Annotated in this window: 22 protein-coding genes; 16 read left to right on the top strand and 6 right to left on the bottom strand. The window is 41.5% G+C overall.

What is annotated here, in order from left to right; all coding sequences use genetic code 11:
• Positions 1–4: 4 nt before the first annotated feature.
• From truD to recR, 4 genes are all read right to left on the bottom strand, one after another.
• Positions 5–1117, bottom strand: coding sequence for a tRNA pseudouridine(13) synthase TruD (gene truD / locus DQN48_RS06520; RefSeq protein WP_013023560.1), 1113 nt, complete (start codon positions 1115–1117; stop codon positions 5–7).
• Complete coding sequence (locus DQN48_RS06515) at positions 1117–2145, bottom strand: alanine racemase (protein WP_013023559.1); 1029 nt, start codon at positions 2143–2145, stop codon at positions 1117–1119. The genes truD and DQN48_RS06515 overlap by 1 nt, the downstream gene beginning before the upstream one ends.
• A 30-nt stretch (positions 2146–2175) precedes the next feature.
• Positions 2176–2478 (bottom strand): c-type cytochrome, encoded by a 303-nt coding sequence (locus tag DQN48_RS06510; RefSeq protein WP_013023558.1) that lies wholly within the window; start codon positions 2476–2478, stop codon positions 2176–2178.
• Between the two features lie 92 nt (positions 2479–2570).
• Complete coding sequence (gene recR, locus DQN48_RS06505; protein ID WP_013023557.1) at positions 2571–3152, bottom strand: recombination mediator RecR; 582 nt, start codon at positions 3150–3152, stop codon at positions 2571–2573.
• Between the two features lie 63 nt (positions 3153–3215).
• Here recR and dnaJ point away from each other — a divergent pair, with 63 nt between their 5' ends.
• Entirely contained in the window at positions 3216–4340 is a 1125-nt protein-coding gene (dnaJ, locus tag DQN48_RS06500) for a molecular chaperone DnaJ (RefSeq protein ID WP_231902617.1), read from the top strand.
• A gap of 283 nt (positions 4341–4623) precedes the next feature.
• Here dnaJ and hsrA read toward each other — a convergent pair whose 3' ends face one another.
• Both hsrA and DQN48_RS06490 read right to left on the bottom strand, forming a co-directional pair.
• Positions 4624–5286, bottom strand: a complete 663-nt coding sequence (hsrA, locus tag DQN48_RS06495) for a homeostatic response regulator transcription factor HsrA (protein ID WP_013023555.1) — start codon at positions 5284–5286, stop codon at positions 4624–4626.
• 263 nt (positions 5287–5549) lie between these two features.
• The gene (locus DQN48_RS06490) at positions 5550–6383 is read right to left on the bottom strand and encodes a YihY family inner membrane protein (protein ID WP_013023554.1); all 834 of its coding nucleotides are present in this window, start codon (positions 6381–6383) and stop codon (positions 5550–5552) included.
• Positions 6384–6533: 150 nt separating this feature from the next.
• Between DQN48_RS06490 and DQN48_RS06485 the strand changes: the two genes are divergently transcribed.
• The 15 genes from DQN48_RS06485 (at position 6534) to guaA (ending at position 20611) form a co-directional block, all read left to right on the top strand.
• A complete protein-coding gene (locus DQN48_RS06485) occupies positions 6534–8024 on the top strand; it encodes a replicative DNA helicase (protein WP_013023553.1) in 1491 nt (496 codons plus the stop codon).
• A gap of 90 nt (positions 8025–8114) precedes the next feature.
• Positions 8115–9332, top strand: coding sequence for a ComEC/Rec2 family competence protein (locus tag DQN48_RS06480; protein WP_170118061.1), 1218 nt, complete (start codon positions 8115–8117; stop codon positions 9330–9332).
• A gap of 21 nt (positions 9333–9353) precedes the next feature.
• Positions 9354–9896, top strand: a complete 543-nt coding sequence (locus DQN48_RS07800; protein ID WP_013023551.1) for a DUF502 domain-containing protein — start codon at positions 9354–9356, stop codon at positions 9894–9896.
• Positions 9897–10793: a menaquinone biosynthesis prenyltransferase MqnP gene (gene mqnP / locus DQN48_RS07795; RefSeq protein ID WP_013023550.1), complete on the top strand. Its 897-nt coding sequence runs from the start codon at positions 9897–9899 to the stop codon at positions 10791–10793.
• Positions 10794–10802: 9 nt separating this feature from the next.
• Positions 10803–11336 (top strand): hypothetical protein, encoded by a 534-nt coding sequence (locus tag DQN48_RS06470; protein WP_013023549.1) that lies wholly within the window; start codon positions 10803–10805, stop codon positions 11334–11336.
• On the top strand, positions 11333–11833 hold the full coding sequence (locus tag DQN48_RS06465; RefSeq protein ID WP_013023548.1) for a hypothetical protein: 501 nt from the start codon (positions 11333–11335) through the stop codon (positions 11831–11833). Before DQN48_RS06470 ends, DQN48_RS06465 begins: the two co-directional genes overlap by 4 nt.
• The gene (locus DQN48_RS06460; protein WP_013023547.1) at positions 11830–12567 is read left to right on the top strand and encodes an arginyltransferase; all 738 of its coding nucleotides are present in this window, start codon (positions 11830–11832) and stop codon (positions 12565–12567) included. Before DQN48_RS06465 ends, DQN48_RS06460 begins: the two co-directional genes overlap by 4 nt.
• Positions 12557–13336: a phosphatidylserine decarboxylase gene (locus DQN48_RS06455; RefSeq protein ID WP_013023546.1), complete on the top strand. Its 780-nt coding sequence runs from the start codon at positions 12557–12559 to the stop codon at positions 13334–13336. The genes DQN48_RS06460 and DQN48_RS06455 overlap by 11 nt, the downstream gene beginning before the upstream one ends.
• A 9-nt stretch (positions 13337–13345) precedes the next feature.
• A complete protein-coding gene (gene nadA / locus DQN48_RS06450; protein WP_013023545.1) occupies positions 13346–14332 on the top strand; it encodes a quinolinate synthase NadA in 987 nt (328 codons plus the stop codon).
• Positions 14332–15159 (top strand): carboxylating nicotinate-nucleotide diphosphorylase, encoded by an 828-nt coding sequence (gene nadC, locus DQN48_RS06445; protein WP_013023544.1) that lies wholly within the window; start codon positions 14332–14334, stop codon positions 15157–15159. The genes nadA and nadC overlap by 1 nt, the downstream gene beginning before the upstream one ends.
• Positions 15160–15438: 279 nt before the next feature.
• Positions 15439–16857, top strand: coding sequence for a hypothetical protein (locus DQN48_RS06440; RefSeq protein WP_013023543.1), 1419 nt, complete (start codon positions 15439–15441; stop codon positions 16855–16857).
• Positions 16858–16867: 10 nt separating this feature from the next.
• Positions 16868–17473: a penicillin-binding protein activator LpoB gene (gene lpoB / locus DQN48_RS06435; protein WP_013023542.1), complete on the top strand. Its 606-nt coding sequence runs from the start codon at positions 16868–16870 to the stop codon at positions 17471–17473.
• A gap of 11 nt (positions 17474–17484) precedes the next feature.
• Positions 17485–18018 (top strand): LPP20 family lipoprotein, encoded by a 534-nt coding sequence (locus DQN48_RS06430; protein WP_013023541.1) that lies wholly within the window; start codon positions 17485–17487, stop codon positions 18016–18018.
• Positions 18015–18872, top strand: a complete 858-nt coding sequence (locus tag DQN48_RS06425) for an LPP20 family lipoprotein (RefSeq protein WP_013023540.1) — start codon at positions 18015–18017, stop codon at positions 18870–18872. Before DQN48_RS06430 ends, DQN48_RS06425 begins: the two co-directional genes overlap by 4 nt.
• A gap of 173 nt (positions 18873–19045) precedes the next feature.
• On the top strand, positions 19046–20611 hold the full coding sequence (guaA, locus tag DQN48_RS06420) for a glutamine-hydrolyzing GMP synthase (protein ID WP_013023539.1): 1566 nt from the start codon (positions 19046–19048) through the stop codon (positions 20609–20611).
• Positions 20612–21317 lie beyond the last annotated feature (706 nt).

Here is a 21317-nt window from a genome sequence, read left to right as displayed (position 1 = left end):
TGAATCAATGGATTGAAATTTCTTGATGAGCGAGTTCTTCTAAAAAGATTGTAGCATAGCTTCCCTTTGGCAGATAAAACCCCATTTCAAACCATGCTTCTTTTTCTAAAAAGCGATAAGTAACCTCCTCTGGCCATACCCATGCATAGCGTCTAGTGCTATTGCAATCCATTTTATCATCAATGAACAATTCCTCAATTTTTCGCGCATCATCTTGTGCCAAAAATGCCCCCCTTCCACAGAGCAAGCCTGTGGGAGCGAGGGATTTTTGAAAAAATCGCATCACATCATTTTCATCTAAATTGGTACAAAAAAGCCTCCCAAATGGATAATGCTCTAAGACATCACCCTTGAGGATTTTGAAAAAATGGGGTTGGTTTTTGAGGAGGGGGATGCTTTGAGGCTCTAGGTCAAAGCCTTCTAGCTTAAGCGCCCTTGGGATTTCCTTTGTAGAGAAGTGCGCAAAAATTTTGGCAAGTTTGATGCGTCTGCAGAGCCATTGATTGAAAAGTTCGCTTTGATAGCTATTGAGCAGGAAATTTTGCAGGGTTTTATTGCGATATTTTTTTTGCTTATGCGCGATTTTTTGGCCCTCTTTATGATTGTCTTGGTATTTGCCAAAGCGCTGATAGCCAAAGTAATTTGGCAGGCCTTGTGTGCGAATTTTTTGAATAGCATTTTCTAATTGCATGGCAAGCAGCGGAGTGATTTTTTTGAGACGGATAAAAAAGGAATTTCCCTTGAGGTGACCGAGCTTAATCTTATTGTCATGATAGGTCTCATCAAGGATTTTGATCCCCTGCTCTTTGAGGACGGGGAGATGGATGGCTAGATCTTTGGTAAATTTTTTATTAATGGAGAGATATTGCGTGGTAGTGGCAGATTTGTCTTTGAGTCCCGCATATCCAAATTCTTGGATCCTGCATCCCAAAACATTGCTAAGGATTTTTAGCATTTCCTGGGTGCTTAGGCCTTTTTTTCGGACGTGCAAGATATGATGCTCTCCCTTGTTGCTAAAGGCATAGAGTGGGATTTCTCTTACGATAAAATCTCTTGCATTTTGAGAGAAATAAAAGGGAATGGGAGCGTGGTTTAGGGCATAGATTCTTTCTTGCATCAAAGGATGATTCTTTGGATAAAAGGAGAGATGCGCACCAAGATTTCATAGGGGATGGTATGAAAGATCTGCGCTAATGTCCTAGCATCATCAAATACGCAAATGCGCTCTTTTGTGCTGAGGGCTGAGAAGCAATCCATGGAAGTTTTTGGCAGGATTAAAAAGCCATCAGCGCTAAAATAAGGAGGTTGTGTGCCATCAAAGCGAAAGAGCCCATCTCCATAGCCAATATCATAGGTGCTCACAAAGCTGTCTTCTTGCAACACGCTCATCCCACTATAGCCAATCTTTGCGCCTTTAGGCAGATAATGCGTGCAGATTTTGTCTGCCCAGAGACTGGCGATTGGCTGGAGTCTGTCTGCAATCTCAAGGGGGAAATTTGCTCCACAATAGCCATATGCTGCCATGCCAATGCGCACCAAATCATCCGGGAATTCCCGGCTTCTTAGCGTACCAGAGGAATTGAGGGAATGAAATCTGGGGCGTGGGAATCCTAGTTTTTGGGAGAGGTAGAGGGTTTGCTCTTTGATTTCTTGGAAGATTTGCTGCCCGTTTTGAAAATCCTCCATGAGATCATCCCCATAGCCGTTGTGTGCAAACACACCAAATAGCCCTAGATCTTTTTGGAGGATTTTTGTAATCATGGATTCTAGCTCCCTTGGCGCGATTCCATTGCGATTCATTCCGATGTTGATTTTGAGCTCCACAGAACAGGGTGAGGCGAGGAGATCTAGATTTTGATTGGAATGGATGACGGGGTGGAGATTTGGAGGCAAGGGGGAGCTTGGGATGCCATAAAAAATTGTGATATGCTCAAAGAGATGCTCTATTTTTCGTGCCTCTGACTCATTTTTGACAAAAACACTCTTGATGCCATAATTGTGTGAAAGATGGGCCATCTCTTCTAGTCCATGCCCATAGGCATTGTCTTTCAATACGATTGCAAGTTTTGTCTTATCATGCAAATGAGATGTGATGAGATCAAGATTATTTTTATACTTTTGAGAATCGATGAGAATTTGTGCCATAGTGTCCGTAGAGTCGGAAAAATCCGACTTTTATTTTGCTGGCAATTTTGAGATATACTCTGCCAATGCCTCGATATCCGCATCAGATACATTTTTCATCTGTCTGTACATGATTGCTTTATTTCCCCCATTATCAGCAGTTCCTGCTTTGTAGCCCTTGAGGTCTGCTAATAATTTTTCTTTAGGCTGTCCTGCGATAGTGTGCTTGGCACCTGGAGCCATCTTTTGCCCTGTTGCTCCGTGGCATATTTGACATTTTTTATAGATAGCAGGAGCTTCTGCTAGAAGTAGGCTAAGAGAACTTGCCAATGCAAAAAGAGCGATCCTTTTCATTTCTTTCCTTTATGTTTGTAATTTTGCTTGAATCAATCAAAACAATGCCTGGGATTATACTACAAAAATACAAAAAGCAACTGCTAAAAAAGCTAGATTTTTGTGCGCCAGAGGATGGCCTTGGAAAGCGAGAGTTGATCGACATTATCTAGCCCTATGCCCGTTGGCACACCTTGGGCAATTTTGCTAAAACTCAGATCCAAATGCTGGAGCTTATCCTCGATATACAGCATGATGGCATCATTTGCCAGCGTAGGACTGAAGGCAAAGATAATCTCTCTTGTTTGGTGGTCTAGGATTTGTTTTTGCAATCTAGAAAAATCTAGTGCCTTTGGATCCTGGATGACAAAATACAATCCCTTATAATCCCCTGTTTCTTCGATGGTAAAAATATCTTTAGAATGCAAGACCATGCATAATTGTGAGGAATCGCGATTCTCATCACTGCAGATGTCGCATAATTCATTTTCACTCAGCGCATTGCATAGACTGCAGTTGCGTGCATGAGAGATGGCATTTTCGATGCAGTGTGCGATTTTTAGTCCCAAAAATTTATTTTCCACGCTGATGGCATAGGCGATTTTTAATGCGCTTTTTTTCCCGATGGCAGGGATCTGCTCTAGGGATTCTAATAGAGCATTGAAATGCCTTAGGTTATTTTTGTAACTTTTCACAGCCAGCCTTATTTCTCTAGGATTTTTTGCTACAATTTTAGCATTTTTTAAAAAATGTGAATTTTGGAGAATGTTTTGGAATATTATGAAATACTAGAAATTAGTGTGACTGATGATAAGGAAATCATTAAAAAAGCCTACCGTAAAATGGCATTAAAATATCATCCTGATCGAAATCCCAACGACAAAGAAGCAGAGGAAAAATTCAAGCAAGTTAATGAGGCCTATGAGGTTTTAAGCGATGATGAAAAGCGCGAAATCTATAAAAAATATGGTAAGGAGGGATTGAAAAATGGAGGTTATCACGGTTTTAGTGGCGCGGATTTCAGTGATTTGTTTGAAGGCTTTGGATCCATCTTTGATATGTTTGGGGGCTTTGGTGGAGGTCGACAAAAAAAACAAGCAAAATTTCATCCAGATCTCGAAATTAGGCTGAATCTAAGCTTCAAAGAAGCAGTGTTTGGCTGCAGAAAAAGCATTAATTTGGAATACAAGGCCTATTGTAAGGATTGTGATGGCAGCGGTGCCAAAAATGGAAAACTTCAGACTTGCTCGCATTGTCAGGGAAGGGGGCAGGTATTTATTCAACAGGGATTCATGGCTATTGGGCAGACCTGTCCGCATTGCCAAGGTAGAGGGGAGATGAGTGCAGAAAATTGCAAAACCTGCAAGGGCAGGGGATATGAATCCCATCAAGAGGAGGTGCAGGTTAATATTCCTGAGGGAGTGAATGAGGGCAATACTTTGCGTATGGAAAAACATGGAAATCTGCTCAATAAAAATGCTGCAAGAGGGGTCTTGTATGTGCATATCAGCGTGGAGCAAGATGAGCATTTCATCCGTGATGGAGATGATATCTATATAGAAGTGCCGGTGTTTTTTACCTCCATTGCTTTGGGTACGCAGATTAAGATTCCTACGCTTAGAGGTGAGGTGGAGTTAAATCTGCCAATTGGCACAAGAGATCGTGAGCAATTTGTCTTCAAAAATGAAGGAGTCAAGGGTGTGCGCTCACATCAAAAAGGGAGATTTATCGTCATTATAAAGACTATCTACCCCAGAAAAATTGATAAAGCACAAAAGGCATTATTAGAGCAATTGCACAAAAGTTTTGGACAGGAGAGTGAGCCTCATAAGGGGATTTTTGAATTGGCCTATGAGAAAATTAAGGGCTGGCTAAAGGGCTGAGCTGGATTTTTGGATGGGCTTTTGAGGGGTGTGGGTAGGCATGCTTTTCATGGGGGTGATTATTTTTACGATGGGCAAAAACAGAACCAAAGTGTTGCTGCTTTTTTGTAGGAAGGTATTTGGATTGGGGCCTCCTAGCATGAGGATTTATCGCATTTTTGCAAGCGATAAATGAGTGTTTTTGACGATGAAATGGATTTTTTTACGAGTGGGGGTCAACTTGCCTGATAGCCCAGATGTAAAAATATTAAGAAGTCATAAAAATGATCTCAGAATGTGTGAATTATTTTTCGGAATAGCAGAAGCGATATCCCCTGCGTCGCACAGTCTCCACTGTGGAGATTTTGAGGGGTTTGTCAAGCTTTTGGCGGATTTGATTGATTGCAACTTCGATGACATTTGGGGTGACGAGCTCTGGCTCCTCCCAGATGGCATCAAGCAACTGCTCTTTGGATACGATGCGATCCTTGTGGCGAGCGAGGTGGGTGAGTACCTCAAATGGCTTGCCCTTGACCTCAATCTCCTTTTCTTTGTAGGAGATGCGCTCCTCGGCAGGATTGATGATGAGATCTCCAAATTTGATGACTTCTGTGTCGCTAAAGCGCAGTCTTGCCTCGATCCTAGCAAGTAGAGCATTTTCATCGCTGGGCTTTGGGATATAATCATCTGCGCCGAGTTTGAACATTTTAATTTCTGTTTCAGGGTGGATTTTTTTGTCGGTGACGATGATGATGGTTTTTGGATTTTTTGCCTTGATGTCTACTAGGAGCTCTGAGGCATCATCATAGGTGCAGCTGAGCAAAACCACATCATAATTGCGAATATCAATGAAATAATAGCCATCTTTTAGATTGCCAGCAACATCAGTTTGGTAATTGCGCTTTGTAAAAAAGCTATTGAGATTTTTGATGAAGCTGTCGTCCTTGTCAATCAGCAAGATGCGCATATTCCTATCCTTCTGGAACTTTTGATTTTGCCTGATTATAGCATATTTTTATCTTAACTTAAGCAACATTATTGATGATTTATTTTTGTCATTTACTTTGATTAGGTTTTTTTTGTTAGTATTCTAACAGTCAGCGTCAAAGCTGACTCAGTGCACAGTATGGCAAGGTTACCTCCCCCTCCTTTCTTTGCCGTAGGTTGTGCACTGCTCTCCTTTTTGTTTTGTTAAGTTATTTACAAAGATTGATATTTGGGACATCGGCCTTATTTGAGGTCGGTGTCTTTTGCTGCTTCTTTAGAATCCGTGAAAATATTCATTCCTTCGCACAATCGCATCCCAAACAGCAGGATCGTCCAAGAAATATAAATCCACAGCATGAAAATTGGCAGAATCGAGATTGAGCCATAAAGGCTAGGATATGCCTTGTTGTAAGTGACGTAATAAAAAAATGCCCACTTGAAAAACTGCCACATACTCGCACAGAGGAATGAAGAAAAGATTAGGATTTTTTTATTGAGCGTTTTGTTGGCAGAGATTTGAAAAAGCATCATGAAAAAGAGGCAATTGACAATCCAGGGAGCAATCTTAATGGATAGAAAAATCAAAAATGGGTTAGTAAGGATGGATTTTAACTCATGTCTGCCATAAAAAAATATCATAATCATGATGGGGAAAAAGGTAATTAGGAGCCAATGCACCATCAAAGAATCCAGGATTTTACGTGGTTTTGAGTTAAACATTCTTGATGTGATAAATTCATAGTTGCGAAAAAAGAAAAGCGAAGTAAAGATAATATAAACAAAGCCAACCATCCCCATTTTTGGCGCATTGATCATGAAGTCATTGAGCATATTGTTGAGAATATCGCTATCTATAGGGATGATATAAGAAAAAATTACATTCCTTACATCTTCGAGTCGGTATTGGAAGCTCGGGAGATGGGAAAGGATGGAAAAGATGATAAACAATAGCGGGATGATGGCAAAGATGGTGTAAAAACTCAGACTCGCAGCATAATAGAAAATCTCTTGTTCATGGGTTAGAAAATTATAAACCATGCTTAGGTTTTTTTGAATTTTTTGAGTGAATCTTCTCATGTTTCTTGTTATTCTTGTTATTTTTTAGATTTTACTGAAAATTTTTTTAGGAGGCAATTTTAGAGATTTAAAAGTGTAGAAATCAGCAAAATTTGGGGGATTTTTGATAGAATTTTGCAGTGATGTAACATTTGCTTAAGGGATAAATCCATGGAAAACACAGGTTATTATGCAAATTTGGAACGCACCATCCTCTCTAGCATTTTGTTTGATCCCTCCAATTTTGAAAACATCCTAGATGATCTGCAGCCCAAAGATTTTGCCTATCCTGCCCATCGCAATATTTTTGAAGTTTGTGTGAGTTTGCACAAGCAAAAAAATCCCTTGGATGAGGATTTTGTGCGCAATAGAGTGGACAAGAGATTGGTCAGTGATGAGGAGTTTGTAAAGATTTTGGCCACCAATCCCATCGCCAATATCGAGGCATATATCAAGGAGCTTAAAAATATCTCTTTAAAGCGCGAGCTGCACAGCCTCGCCAACACCCTGCGGGAGCAATCCTTGAATGAGGAGTTAGATAGCGCTGAGATCTTAAATGTAGTGGAAAAAAAGATTTTTGAGATTTCTACAAATAGTGCGCAGAGTGATTTTCGCAATGTCAAGGATATTTTAGATTCCACTGTTGATAGGATTTTAGAGCATAAGCAAAGGGGCAATTCGATTATCACTGGGGTGACCACGGGATTTTTGGAGCTAGATGAGGTGACCACTGGGTTTAACAAGGGGGATTTGATCATCATTGGCGCGCGCCCATCCATGGGGAAGACGACATTGTTTTTGAATATGGCCCAACATATTCTAAATCGCAACATAGGGGTGGCAGTTTTTAGCCTGGAGATGCCAGCAGAGCAATTGATGTTGAGAATGATCTCAGCGCTTAGTTCTCTTCCCTTGCAAAAATTAAAAATTGGAAATTTGGATGATGGGCAAATTGACATTTTGACTCGCTATGCAGATCAGCTTGCTCAAAGAGAGCTTTTTATCGATGATGGCGGCTCTCTAAACATCCATCAATTGCGCTCCAAACTCAGAAAACTCAAATCCCAAAATCCCAATATTGGCATTGCCATCGTGGATTATTTGCAGTTGATGCGCGGGGTGGATAAAGAAAATCGCGATCGCCACTTGGAGGTGAGTGAGATTAGTCGGGGGCTAAAGATCCTTGCGCGCGAGTTGCAAATCCCCATCATCGCGCTTTCCCAGCTCAATCGCACATTAGAGGCGCGTGATGATAAGCGCCCCATTCTCTCAGATCTGCGGGAATCTGGTTCTATCGAGCAGGATGCAGATATCATCCTTTTCCTTTATCGCGAAGAGATTTACCACATCCGTGAGCTGCGCTCCAAAATCGAGCGTCTGCGTCGTGATCTCCAAGAAAAGGGGCAGAAAAATGACGAGGCGCTAAAAAGAGCCCTCCAGGAATTTCAGAAGTTGCAAAATGCAGAAGTAAGTGATGCAGAGATTTTGGTGGCAAAAAATCGCAATGGGGAAACTAGAGATATCAAGATCCAGTTTAGCAAAAGATTTACGCGTTTTGAAAATCGCGCCAAGGGTATGGAGGAGCACGAATATCAAGCCACAAAAAACCTGGATGATGAGCGTTTGGGAGAGGAGCTCGCATTGCCTGGTAATTTAGGCTAGTTTTTGCGCCCAAGGATCCAATCAAGTCCCTCTCCCATTCCTGTTTTGTCTGGCAAAAAGGAATGGGCGTTTTTTATATTTTTCTCTTTTTTGATTTTTTCCTACAATCTTTTTGGTATCTATCAGGATTACCAAGGCTATAGCAAATCAGAGCCTCAAGCCTTGCAAGCAACGATCAAGCTCCAGTATCGCAAACAAAAGGGAGGAAAATCCTATTTTGTGCTGAAGCTAGAAGATAGGAATGCTCATATTTTTTATACTACTTCGCGCCAGGACCTCAAAGACTTGATTTATCGGGATGTTCGGGTATTTGGGAAAATGGCAGAATGTAGCTTTTGGGAATTTTTAAAAAGCTGTTATTTTCACACCTATCAGTTAAGCCTCCTACCCAAAGAAAGCTACAAAAAGCCCCTGCGGGATTTTATCGATAAGCAGCATGGTGATGCCAATAGTGCGCTGCTGTATAAGGCTTTGTTTTTTGGCGATAGGGTCAATCCTGCCTGGCGCAATATTGCCAATGTCACAGGGATCTCTCATCTCATCGCTATTAGCGGATTTCACCTAGGATTGCTTTCTAGTATTTTGTTTTTTCTCTTATTTCTCCCCTATCGTTTTTTGCAAAAAAGATTCTTCCCCTACCGAAATTTGTATTATGACCTGGGTTGTTTGGTGCTTTTGGGAATGTTTGGGTATTTGGTGCTATTGGAATTTCAGCCCGCATTTTTTCGCGCATTTTTGATGGCAGCATTGGCGTATTTGTTTTATTTGGGGGGCGTGGCATTGTTTTCTTTTTCCATGCTTTTTGTGGTGGTGTTATTATCGTTAGCTTTTTTCCCTAGCTTTGCATGGAATGTTGGCTTTGTGCTTTCTGTGTTTGGTGTGTTTTATATTTTTCTTTTTGTGCGACATGTCCCCAAAAAAAGAATCTTGCTTTATTTTTTTGGGTTTAATCTCTGCATGTTTTTGCTCATGGGGATTGTGGTGCATTTTTATTTTCCTTATTTTTCGCCCTATCAGTTTCTCGCGATCTCTATTAGCATGATTTTTCCCCTGTATTTTCCCTTGGTGATTGCGCTGCATCTCTTGGGCCTTGGGGATGCATTAGATCCTTTTTATCTTTGGGTTTTGGGTGCAAAAATCCCCTTTATTGAATTCTATACCCCATGGCCCTTGTTTTTGGGTTATGTTTTGGCGAGTTTTGGGGCCATTTTTTCCAGAAAAATATTTTTTGTGCTGTTGCTTTTTGGCATAGGGTTTTATGGTTTTTTGTTGCTTAGATTTTGCAAAATCCTAGGCATTGGAGTATAATAAAAACAAAAAGAGATTTTTATGCAGACAATTTTTCGCTTGCTTGGCAAGGGGTTGTTGGTGCTTCTGCCCTTTGGAATTTTAATTTGGCTACTATCTTTTATTTTTGGGATTGTTAGCTATATTGTGCAATTTATTTTTAACACCACATCCAATAGCATCTGGGGGACAGTTTTGGTGTTGATGTTTACCTGTTTGACTTTGATTTATGCGGGATATTTATTTGAGAAGAATCGTGAACTTCTTTTGCTCAAATTCTCAGAATTCCTCATCGCCAAGATCCCGGGAATTGGCGTGGTGTATAGCATTTTGAAGGACATGGTAAAAATGTTTTCTGGCGGCGGGGATAAGGATTATTTGGGTGTTGTGTTTGTGGATTTGGCAGGTCATGATGTGGTGGGATTCATCACCAAAGAAGAGGAAGAGGTTTTTTGGGTGTTTGTGCCTACTACACCAAATCCCACCTCTGGGATCTTGCTGCGCGTACCCAAGGACAAGATCAGGAAAACAGAGATGAGTGTCTCTGATGGCCTAAAAAAAGTCGTCTCTTTGGGCTTGAAATAAATGTGGAAAAAACTCAAAAATTTCAGCGAATTGGTGATGTTTGAGCACACTATATTTTCTGCAGCATTTAGCCTCATGGCAATTAGTATCGCGCTGTTTAAAAAATATTCCTCGCAAGAATTTTCTTGGAGGGAAAATCTTACCTTGCTCCTGCTTTGCACTATTGCCCTCATTAGTGCACGAAATTTTGCTATGGGATTCAATCGCTTTTGCGATCGGGATATTGATCGCAAAAATAACCGCACCAAAAATCGCCCCAGTGTAGATGGCCGCATCAGCGCAAAATCTGTGGCGCTTTTTTGTGTTTTTAATGCAGTGATTTTCATTTTGGTGAGTTATTGCATCAATTCCCTGGCCTTTGGGCTTTCTTTTTTGTTTTTGGTGATTCTAGCACTCTATTCTTATATGAAGCGCTTTAGCGTCATGGCGCATTATTTTTTGGGTGTCTGCCTGGCCTTAGCGCCAATTTCTGGAGTAATTGCGATTTTGGGGGTTGTGCCGTTGTGGAGTGTGTTACTGGCTCTTGGCGTTTTGTTTTGGGTGGCAGGATTTGATTTGCTGTATTCCCTGCAGGATATGGAATTTGACAAAAAAGAGGGGTTGTTTTCTTTTCCTTCACGCTTTGGGATTGATAAGACCTTGTTTTTTTCTAGACTTTCCCATTTTTTGGCAGTGGTTTTTTGGTTGGCCTTTGTGATGTTTATTCATGGAGGACTTTTTGCATACCTGGGTCTTTTTGTGGCGATGGGGATGTTGGCTTATGAGCAGTATTTGGTTCAAAAGGATTTGCTAAACATTCCCAGGGCATTTTTTGTTACCAATGGCTATTTGGGTTTTATTTTTTTGGGTTTTATTTTTTTGGATATTTTCTACAAAATATTTTTTCTACATTTTTAGGGATTTTTCATGCATGCATTATATGATTTTTGCAAAACCAGAGGAATCAACACTCGGGTGGTGGAAAGCGCCATTGCCATTGAACTTAGTAGAGATGATGGAGCTTATTTGGAGGAGTATCATAGGCTTGGTGCAGCGTATGAAAAACTCAAAGACTGGAGTGCGGCAGAGCAAGGGAAAGATGGGCTGATTGTGGAGATTTTGCTAGAGCTTTATAAAAAGATCGCAAAAATTGAAAGAAAGCTTTTTGGGGAAGAAGAGTTATTGCAAAGGCTTGAGAAAAAGGATCAAATTGCAGCGCTTGGACATGGAGTGATGTATTTGAGAGATGGGAATCTTGTAGAGGGCCAGAGCTATTATCTGCGTTTTGTTTTGCCGGTTTTTTCTGATAGAATTATTGCCTTATTTGCCCTTGCGCTGAGCGATAGGGTTTTGCAGATTACAAAAATGCATCCCAGTGACATCGAGGATTTTGACAATTATATTGCAAATACAGAGATGGCAAATATCAGAGCACAGAAATATTTGAGGGATCAGAAATGATAAATGAGATGACACTAGGAATTGCTGCTGTATCTGTGATCCTTGTTTTGGTTGGGGTTTTAGCATATGTCTTTGTCAAGCAAAAAGAAAATACCAAAAAACACAATTTATTAGAGGCATCCATTGACCATATCACCACAGAGATGCACCAGCTTCAAAAGGCCATGAAAGAAATACAGAGCAAAGAAAAATCCCTGGCCCTGGGTGATGATTTCCAAAGCAATATGGAAGTGGGGTTGAGTAACTTTTATCAGCAGCTCAAAGAAATTAAGGAACATAGCAAAAATGAGCATAATTATTTTGAAGAAAAGATTCTTCGATTAGAGAATCGCGTACGAGATTTTGGCTATGTGGGGAATAATAATGATATTGATGAGAGGCGCATCATCGCACTATTTCAAGAGGGATGGAGCGTGGATTCCATCGCAAAAGAGTTGCGTATTGGGCGTGGCGAAGTGGAATTCACATTGAAATTAGCTGATATCGAGTCTTTTTGAAAATCGTAGAATTTTTTTCAGAGCGATCTGAATGCAGCTATCTGAAAAACAAAGAGAGTTTTTTTCGCTATTTTTATATTGAGGAGTGTAGTGAATACTTTTATGCGGGCCTTTTAGCCAGGGGTTGGAGGAGGTTTGGAGAGTGTTTTTTTGTTCCTGTTTGCCAATCTTGTGATGCTTGTAAAACCATCCGCCAAAACATCGCGCAGTTCATCCCATCTAGAATTCACAGACGCATCATAAGGAAAAATCAAGACTTGGAAGTGATTTTGCAAAAACCTTCCTTCAGTGAGGAAAAATTGCAGCTTTACAATAAATACCACAGAGTCATGGAGGAAAAAAAACAATGGCATTACAAGAGTGTGGATGAGCGCTATTACTATGATACTTTTGTGGCAGGGGGTAGAAATTTTGGCTATGAGCTGAATTATTTTTTGGATGGGATTCTGCTTGGTGTGGGATATGTGGATATTTTAGAGGATTTAATCAGTGCGATTTATTTTTTTTATGACCATGATTTTGAGAAGCGCAGTCTTGGTGTTTTTAATATCTTGACCCAGTTCCATATTGCAAGGCAGAGGGGAATTCCCTATTTTTATCCTGGGTATTGGATAGAAGGACATCCAAGTTTGGGCTACAAATCCAAGTTCAAACCCTTTGAAATTCTATGTAATCAACCAGATCTTTTTGATGTGCCAGATTATAAACCCTTTAGGAGTATTGATGACCAATAAAATCTCAAGGATTTTTGGAAGATTTGCAGGACATGCCTTCCCTGCTTGGATTCAGAGATTTATCAACCGCATGTATGTAAGGATTTTTGACATTGACCTTAGCGATTTTCATGGGGTGGAACATTACAAAACGCTCAATGCACTCTTCACCCGTGCACTCAAAAACAAAAGAAGCTTTGATGAAGATCCAAGCATCATGATTTCTCCCACAGATAGTCTGGTAACAGAATTTGGCCAGGTGTGTCAGGGCAGAGCCCTGCAGATTAAGGGCATGGAATATAGCGTGAGTCAATTGCTAGGAGAGGAGCTTGGTCAGGGTTATGGTTTTATAAATTATTATCTCTCTCCAAGAGATTATCATCGCTATCACAGCCCCTGTGATTTGGAGGTTTTGGAGGTGCGTTATTTTGGAGGCAAGCTTTTGCCCGTAAACATGCCCTCTTTGAAAAAAAATCAAAATCTTTTCATCCAAAATGAGCGGGTGGTGATTGTGGCAAAGGACAAAAATGGAGAAAGATTTTTCTTTGTTGCTGTGGGCGCGTTAAATGTTGGTAAAATGCTGGTGCATTTTGAGCCAAGAGTACAAACCAATGCCATTGCCAATCAAGATTCTAACTTTTCTTATGAAAGAAGTATTTTTCTCAAAAAAGGCCAGGAGATTGGCATGTTTGAGATGGGGTCTACTGTGGTGGTATTTGGTAAACATCTCAGTCTTGATATCGCATTGGGACAGAAGGTGCTCTTTGGCCAGAGTATAGGGAGATTTTAAGGGAAGCAAATGGAAGCGCAAATTAAGGCATTGTTGCAAAAACATCATGCTCTACTTGTTTCGCATTTTTACCAAAAAGATGAGATTGTAGATTTGGCAGATTTTTCTGGAGATAGTTTGGAGTTGGCTAAAAAAGCCACACAGGATTCTAGAGATTTGGTGATATTTTGTGGTGTTGGTTTTATGGGTGAGAGTGTGAAAATCCTAGCCCCTCACAAGCGTGTGCTCATGCCAAAAATCGCCTGCTGTTCCATGGCAAGAATGATTAGCAGTGATTATTATGATCGCTCCTTGCAGTTACTCCAAGACTATGGTATCAGGGATGTCCTACCTGTGACTTATATCAATTCCAGTGTGGAGGTGAAGGCAAAAGTCGGAGCCATGGGTGGGCTAGTGTGCACCAGCTCCAATGCAAAGAAGATCTTTGAAATCGCGCTCAAAGAAGAAAAAAAGATCTTTTTCTTACCAGATCGTTGTTTGGGGGAGAATCTCTCCAATCTCTATGGATTGAGATGTGGGGTTTTGGGCGTGGATAGCAAGGAGAAGGTGTTGGATGCTCAGGTGGTTTGCTACAATGGTTTTTGCTCCGTGCATCAGCTCTTCACTCCAGAGGATGTGGATTTTTTTCGGGAAAATTATGAAGACATCGCCATCATCGTGCACCCAGAATGCAAGCCAGAAGTTGTGCAAAAGGCAGATTTTGTAGGCTCTACGAGTCAGATCATCTCCTATGTCAATAGCCTACCCAAAGAAAAAACTATTGCCGTTGGCACAGAATACAATCTAGTTTCTCGTCTGCGCAAGGGCAGTAAGAATACCTTTGTACTCTCTAGCACCATCCCTGAATGCCCCACGATGAATGAGACTAGTCTTGGTGATATTTACAAACTTCTCTCTGCCTATGACCAAAATCGCATCTTCAATGAAATCCTATTAGAGGAGCATGTGCGCAAGGATGCTGCACTAGCGCTGCGAAGAATGCTGGAGGTTTGTTGATGAGGATGGAGGAGTTTTTGTATGCCATGATGGATGAGGATATTGGTAGGGGGGATTTGTTTGAGCATCTAGTGACCCAAGACATCAGGGCAAAGGCAATGATCAAGGCAAAAAGCCAGGGCATTTTTTCTGGTGAGCTTTATGTGCGGCGCTTGTGTGAGTTGGAGGGCATTGCTGCGAGATTTTTCAAAAAAGATGGTGATGGTTTTGTGCATGGAGATGGGCTTTTGGAATTGGAGGGGAGCTACACTTTATTATTGAAATTAGAGCGCTGCATTCTGAATATCTTGCAGCATTCCAGTGGGATTGCTACGCAAACTAGGGGCTATGTGGAGATTTTGGAGGGTAGTGGGGTGGAGCTTTTGGACACGCGAAAGACTAGGCCCTTGCTGCGTGTTTTTGAGAAATATTCTGTGCGAAATGGCGGGGGAAAAAATCATCGCTTGGGGCTAGATGATGCATTGATGCTCAAAGACACGCATCTTAGATACATCTCTCACTCTAGTCTCAAAGAGTGGATAGAAAATGCTAGGAAAAAAATCCCCTGGACGAGCAAGATTGAGATTGAGAGCGAGAGTGTGGAATTTGCCAAGATCGCCATGAGTGCGGGTGTAGATATCGTGATGTGTGATAATATGGACAGAAAGAGCATCAAGGAAGTCGTGGCTTACCGCGATGCCAATCATGCTCATGTACTATTGGAGGCCAGCGGAGACATCACCAAAGAAAATCTTTTAGAATATGCAAAAACAGGCGTGGATGCCATTAGCTCAGGAGCATTGATTCATAAGGCTGTGTGGATAGACATGAGCATGAAGATGCTCTAAACCACTGGGATTTTTATTTTTGTTTTTCTCTGGATTTGGATTGTTTTGTTTGTCACAAAGGAATGAAATCTAATGAAAAACTCCTAATTACGCCTTTTTGTCTCAAGGATTACCGAAGAAAAAAACTCAATTGATATAATAAAATTATGAAGAAATTAGGAAGATTCTGTGGCATTAACATGTGCAAATAAAATATTTTATTTGTTAATAATAATATTTTTTGTTGGTTGCGCAAACAGGAATCTGGAGCGGTTTAATGAGGATTATTATGGGGGGAATTTGGATGCAGCTTACAGCCTTGCCAAAAAAATGCTGCACATTCCTGAGAGCTCTAGAAAATCTAAAAATAATTCTGCAAAAGAGGGTGAATCCAAAGAAGTAGGCTTGCATCAGAAAAAAAAGGGCAGGGATGATTTATTGTGGGAGGTGCAAGGTGGCATTGCGGGCTTTTATCTAGACAAGCCTGATGCCAAGGATTTGCTACTTGCTGCAGATTCCAATATGCAAAGAAGTATGCACAACTTTGCCAAAAGTTTCTTTGGTGATGTGGGTGCGGTTTTGACATCAGATAGCTCGCTGCCCTATCCCATCTATCTTTATGAGGCAAGCATGGTCAATTATTATCTAGCTTTAGATGCTATGAGTCGCGATGAAAACAATGATGCAAGGGTGTATCTCAATCAGGCCTTGGAGCGTCAAGATGATGCAAAGGCTTATTATGCCAAAGAGCTTGAAAATGCAAATCAAGACCTTGATAAAATCAAAGACGTAAACAAGCATTCCTCAAAAAGAGATCAGTATGTGGCAATCGGCATGGATTTTGCCAAAAGCAACCACACCAAGCTGCCAGAAATTCATGAAAAATACATCAATCCCATGATCCCTTATTTGAAATTTTTGTTTGAAATGAAGGAGGGAGATTATTCCTCAATCGCTTCCATGAGCAGGGATACATTAGCGCTCATCCCCAGGCAGGATAGAGAGATTTTGAGAGCTCGAGAAAGGGGGGATAAAAAGCGCTATATCTGGGTGATTATTGAAGATGGCAGGAGTGCTTTCAAAGACTCTCTAGTTGTCTCCTTGCCTTTGCCCATGGATCCAGCCAATTTCCTCAATCCCGGGGTCATGTTTGCTTCTGCTGCGGTAATGGATAGTGCGATGGATAACGCAGATGATGCAGAGGCATTGGATAATGAAGTATCCCCCTTCATTGCTTTGGCCACGGATGGCATCATGATTACTTATGCGGAGCCAAAGCTAGTGAAGGGGAGAGATTTTGCTACAAGCTATCAGGTTGATAATGTTTTTGCGCACAAATTTTTTAATATGCAGGATTTGATCCAGACAGAGTTTTATAAGCGGATGCCAGGGGTGAGGACAAGGGCAATCTTGCGTAGCATCCCTCCAGCTGTCATTGCTTATATTGGTGATGAGGCTGGAAGACAAATCTTTGGATTTGGGGGACTGGGGTTTTTGCTTAGTCTTGGGTATAGCTTGATGATTAGTGCAGATACTAGGATGATCACGGCATTGCCCAACAGCTTTTATATTTTGCGAATTGAAAACACTGCAGGTGAAAAAAGTTTACAAGTCGATGGTAAAACTGCGCTACAATTTAGCATACCCAATCAAGAAAAGGACGCGATTGTGTATGTGCGAAATGTAGGCAGCAAGCTTTTCATGAGAATTTTGAATTAAAGGAGTGTGCGTGAAGAAAACAAAGATTTTTGGCACGTTAATATTTGCACTAGCATTTATGTTAGCTGGCTGCGGTCCTAAGGCGATGGAAGTGAGTCCAGATAGCAAATTTGTGACGATGGGATTGGATTATGAGAATCTCAAAAAGGTCATGCAAGACATGATAGAATCCCTCATGCAAGATCCCTATGTGCAGAAAATCAAGACCAGCAATCCCAGGGTTGTTGCAATCTCTGATATCATCAATGACACCACTCAAAAAATCGATGTAGAGAGTTTGAGTAGAGAGCTCACCCGTGCGATGCGGAAAAGTGGGAAATTTAAACTCACGATGGCGATGGCTAGAGGTGGGGCTTCTATGGATGGGATGATTCAGGACGTGCGCAATATGCGCAACAACAAAGAATTCAATCAATATACCACCACAGAAGAGGGTACATTGGTCGCTCCAACCCTTTCGCTTTCTGGAAGGATTGGGCAGAGTGTGCATCGAATGGGGGAAACCAAGAAGGTTGATTATTACATTTTGCTTACACTTACAGATATCAAAACTGGTGTGGTGATTTGGGATAATCAGCAAGAGGTTTCCAAAATGGGAAATGCAAATTTATGGTAAAAGGATAGAAAATGAAAAAAACACTACAGAATTTGGCAATGGGTTTGTTTGCGCTTGTTTTAGCAGGTTGTGCAGGGAATAGCATCAGCGATCAAGCAAAGGAAGCGGTGGGCTGGGAAAATGCACCAAAATGGGTTCTCAATGGAGCAGATGGAGATTATAGTGCAGTGGGTGATGCGCCAATCATCGACAAAAATGTCCAGTTTGCAAGAACAGAGGCGACTACATCCGCTCGTGCTGAACTCGCCAAAAAAATCGAAGTAATCGTCCATACAAATCTTAGAAAAGAAGGCACGAGAGTCAATGATCAGGTGGATGAAGTGGTAAAAAATATCGTCCAGGAAGCAGCACAGCGTGATATGCAAGGGGTCAGAGTAGAGGATACTTGGATTGATGATGATGGCGCGAGAATCTATGTGCTCGTGAGATTGGACAAAAGTTCTACTAAGGAATTGCAAAATAAGCTTAGTAAGCAGTTTAAAGATTTAAAGCCTAGCCAGATTTTGGCCACACCAACTACAAGCACTCCAACTGCGAAGAAATGAAAAAGCTTGTTTGGGCATTTTTGCTGAGTGCGGCGTCATTTGCTACACCTCCGGGATGGTTTTTATCTCCTGCAGATGATGCGTTCATGCTCTTTGGGTTAGGCAGTGGTTCTAGCCTCAGGGAGGCCAAGCAAAGTGCCCTACTAGATTTGGCAAGCACGATTAGTGTGAGTGTGGATGCTTCTTCTTCCTTGCGACGCCAAAGGGATGACCAGAAGTTCAAAACCTCCGCACAGCAGCAAGTGTCGCTAGATGTTAGCGATGTGGAGTTTTTGAATGTTTCTTTACTACATCAAGATTTCAGCGATGATGTCTACTATGTGCAGATGGGGATTGCAAGGGATTCCTTTATCTCACAGGTCCGAAAGAATCTAGGCCAGATGCTTGATGATGTCAAAAACTCTGGTGTGCAAACCTGTAGGTATATCACTCCTAGGCAATTTGCTATCTCGAGCAATTTTTATGACAAATTGCAAAAACAAGTGGCAATCTACCAAGCATTCGCCAAAAGGGAATTCCACGATCCGCGTCTTTCTTCCTTGGAAAATATTTTGACCAGGAACAGTCCAAAGCCAAAGGTAAATGTGAAGTTCACTGGCAAAAATCAAGAGGTGAGAAATGCCATTTTCAAAGAGCTTGCAAAATTCTCCATGCTCAATACAAAGATTCAAAAAGGCTATAGCACTTGGAACATTTCTTTCCAACAAGGAAAAGAAAAATCCATTTTAGGATTTTCTCTGAAGGACTGCAAGGGTGATATTGTCTACCAAGACCAGGAGGTTTTGGATACTGAGAATCTACCACGTATCGGATTTATTTTCTACAAAAAAATCAACTCATGGATCAATCCCTAAACCAGAATCAATTTGTGGATTCGCTTATACCCAGGAAGCAACTAGTGGGTCCATCTGCGGTGCAGTTTTATTAAAATAAAAGTCAAAATTTCTTATAATATCCCCCAATTTTCACCCTCTGGCAAAGAGATTTAATGCATGAAATTTAGGAAATTAAGAAAGAAGGTAGCGCAATGAATTTGGTAGAAATTTTGGTTTTGGATTTTGGTTCGCAATACACACAATTGATTGCAAGACGCCTGCGCGAATATGGCATCTACACAGAAATCATCCCCTATTTTGAAAACATCCATCACATCCAAGCAAGAAATCCCAAGGGCATTATCTTGAGCGGTGGGCCTGCTAGCGTTTATGAAGAGGGTGCTTACAGGCCAGATCATGGGATTTTTGAGCTTGGCATCCCTATCCTTGGGATCTGCTATGGCATGCAATATATCGCGGATTTTTTTGGTGGGAAGGTAGTCAGAGCACAAGCTCAGGAATTTGGCAAGGCGCATTTGGAGGTTTTGGATCCCAAAGACCACTCCATGCAGAATGGAATTTTGCGCGATATGACGCAAAATTCCATCGTGTGGATGAGTCATGCTGATAAGGTCGAGAAGATTCCAGAGGGCTTTGTAGAGCTGGCAAAATCTGGGAATACGCAAAATTGTGTAATTGCAAATCTGGACAAAAAAATCTATGCCCTGCAATTCCATCCAGAAGTGGTGCATAGTGAGTGTGGTGGGCAGATATTACAAAACTTCGCTCTATCTATTTGCAATGCAAACACTAGCTGGAATATGCGCAATTTCGCAGCATCTGAGATTGCTAGAATCCGCAGCAGAGTCAAGGATGGCAAGGTGCTTTGTGCTGTGAGTGGCGGGGTGGATTCTAGTGTCGTGGCGACCTTGCTTTATCGTGCCATCGGGGGGGATTTGATTCCGGTTTTTGTGGATACGGGGCTTTTGCGCAAGGGCGAGAGGGAGGCGGTGCAATCCATGTTCAAAGACCATCTCAAAGTGCCTTTAATTACAGTGGATGCCAGCGAAATTTTTTTGAGTAGGCTTAGGGGCGTAAGCGATCCAGAGAAAAAGCGAAAAATCATAGGCGAGACCTTCATCGAAGTTTTTGAAAAAGAGGCAAAAAAGCATAATGCAAATGGCGAGATCAAATTCCTAGCACAAGGCACACTCTATCCTGATGTGATAGAATCTGTGAGTGTGAAGGGACCAAGTAAGACAATCAAAAGCCATCATAACGTAGGGGGCTTGCCGGATTGGATGCAATTTGAGCTCATCGAGCCTTTGAGAGAGCTATTTAAAGATGAGGTAAGGGCTTTGGGAAGAGAGCTAGGCATGCCAGAATCCATGCTTTTGCGCCATCCCTTTCCAGGACCTGGGCTTGCTATCCGTATCATGGGTGAGGTGAATCCACAAGACCTAGAGATTTTGAGGGAGGCAGATGCTATCTTTATCAACGAACTTCGCAAAGCAGGGCTTTATGACAAAGTGTGGCAGGCGTTTTGCGTGCTTTTGAATACCAAAAGCGTGGGTGTTATGGGGGATAATCGTACCTATGAGAATACCATTTGTGTGCGGGCTGTGGAGGCACTAGATGGTATGACAGCGACCTTTGCACATCTTCCCCATGGCTTTTTGGAAGCAGTTTCTACTAAAATCATCAACGAAGTGGCGGGCATCAATCGCGTGGTATATGACATCACTTCTAAACCCCCAGGCACGATTGAGTGGGAGTGATGCAAAAAAGCAGGATTTTGTCATTACTTGAATAAGGAGCGCAATGAGTGCCTTTGGTGATTTGACCATGCATTCTAGGGCTTCTTTCTTTGGATTGGAGGAGGATCATGCCTAGTATGGCGACATAGCAAGGGATTTTTACAAAAGAGCGGCTAGATACTTATGCAAGCATAGAGGAGTATTTTAGCAATCTTGGTCTAATAGGAGCCATAACGCCAAAAATAGGACTCATAGAAATTGTGCTAAGAAATAACATAGATTTTATTCTAAGCCAAATGGATAAAGAATGGATTTTGAAGGCTCTTTTGGATACCGGTCTGGAGCGTCATCAAGCGCTATCACAGCAGAGTCTGGGCTTTTGGCTGAGGGCGGTTGATTTTTGTAGGATACACAATTAGACTTCCCCCCAAAAGCTTTTTAGATAGCCTAGCTTTTAAGCGGTATTTCAAGGGGGAATAAAAATCAGGGTTTAAGGGAATATCAAAAAGTAAAACTATTGCTTTTACTCTTTAAAAATTTTCGAAATAGGGCGTTTCATTTTGAAAATCTCCACAAGCTCAATAACTGCGGCAAACCACGCCTAAGTGCATCAGTAGAAAACAAAAACAAGCAAAAAATCATCATAAACCTAGCCACAGAAAATATCGAAATCTTTTTGGATGATGGATTCAAAGGATTGGTGGAAGAGGCGTTGGGAAGGTTAGGG

This window comes from Helicobacter mustelae (assembly GCF_900476215.1).
Lineage (GTDB): Bacteria > Campylobacterota > Campylobacteria > Campylobacterales > Helicobacteraceae > Helicobacter_H > Helicobacter_H mustelae.
Note: the sequence above shows the minus strand (reverse complement) of the source record. Positions and strands in the feature narration are given on the sequence as shown.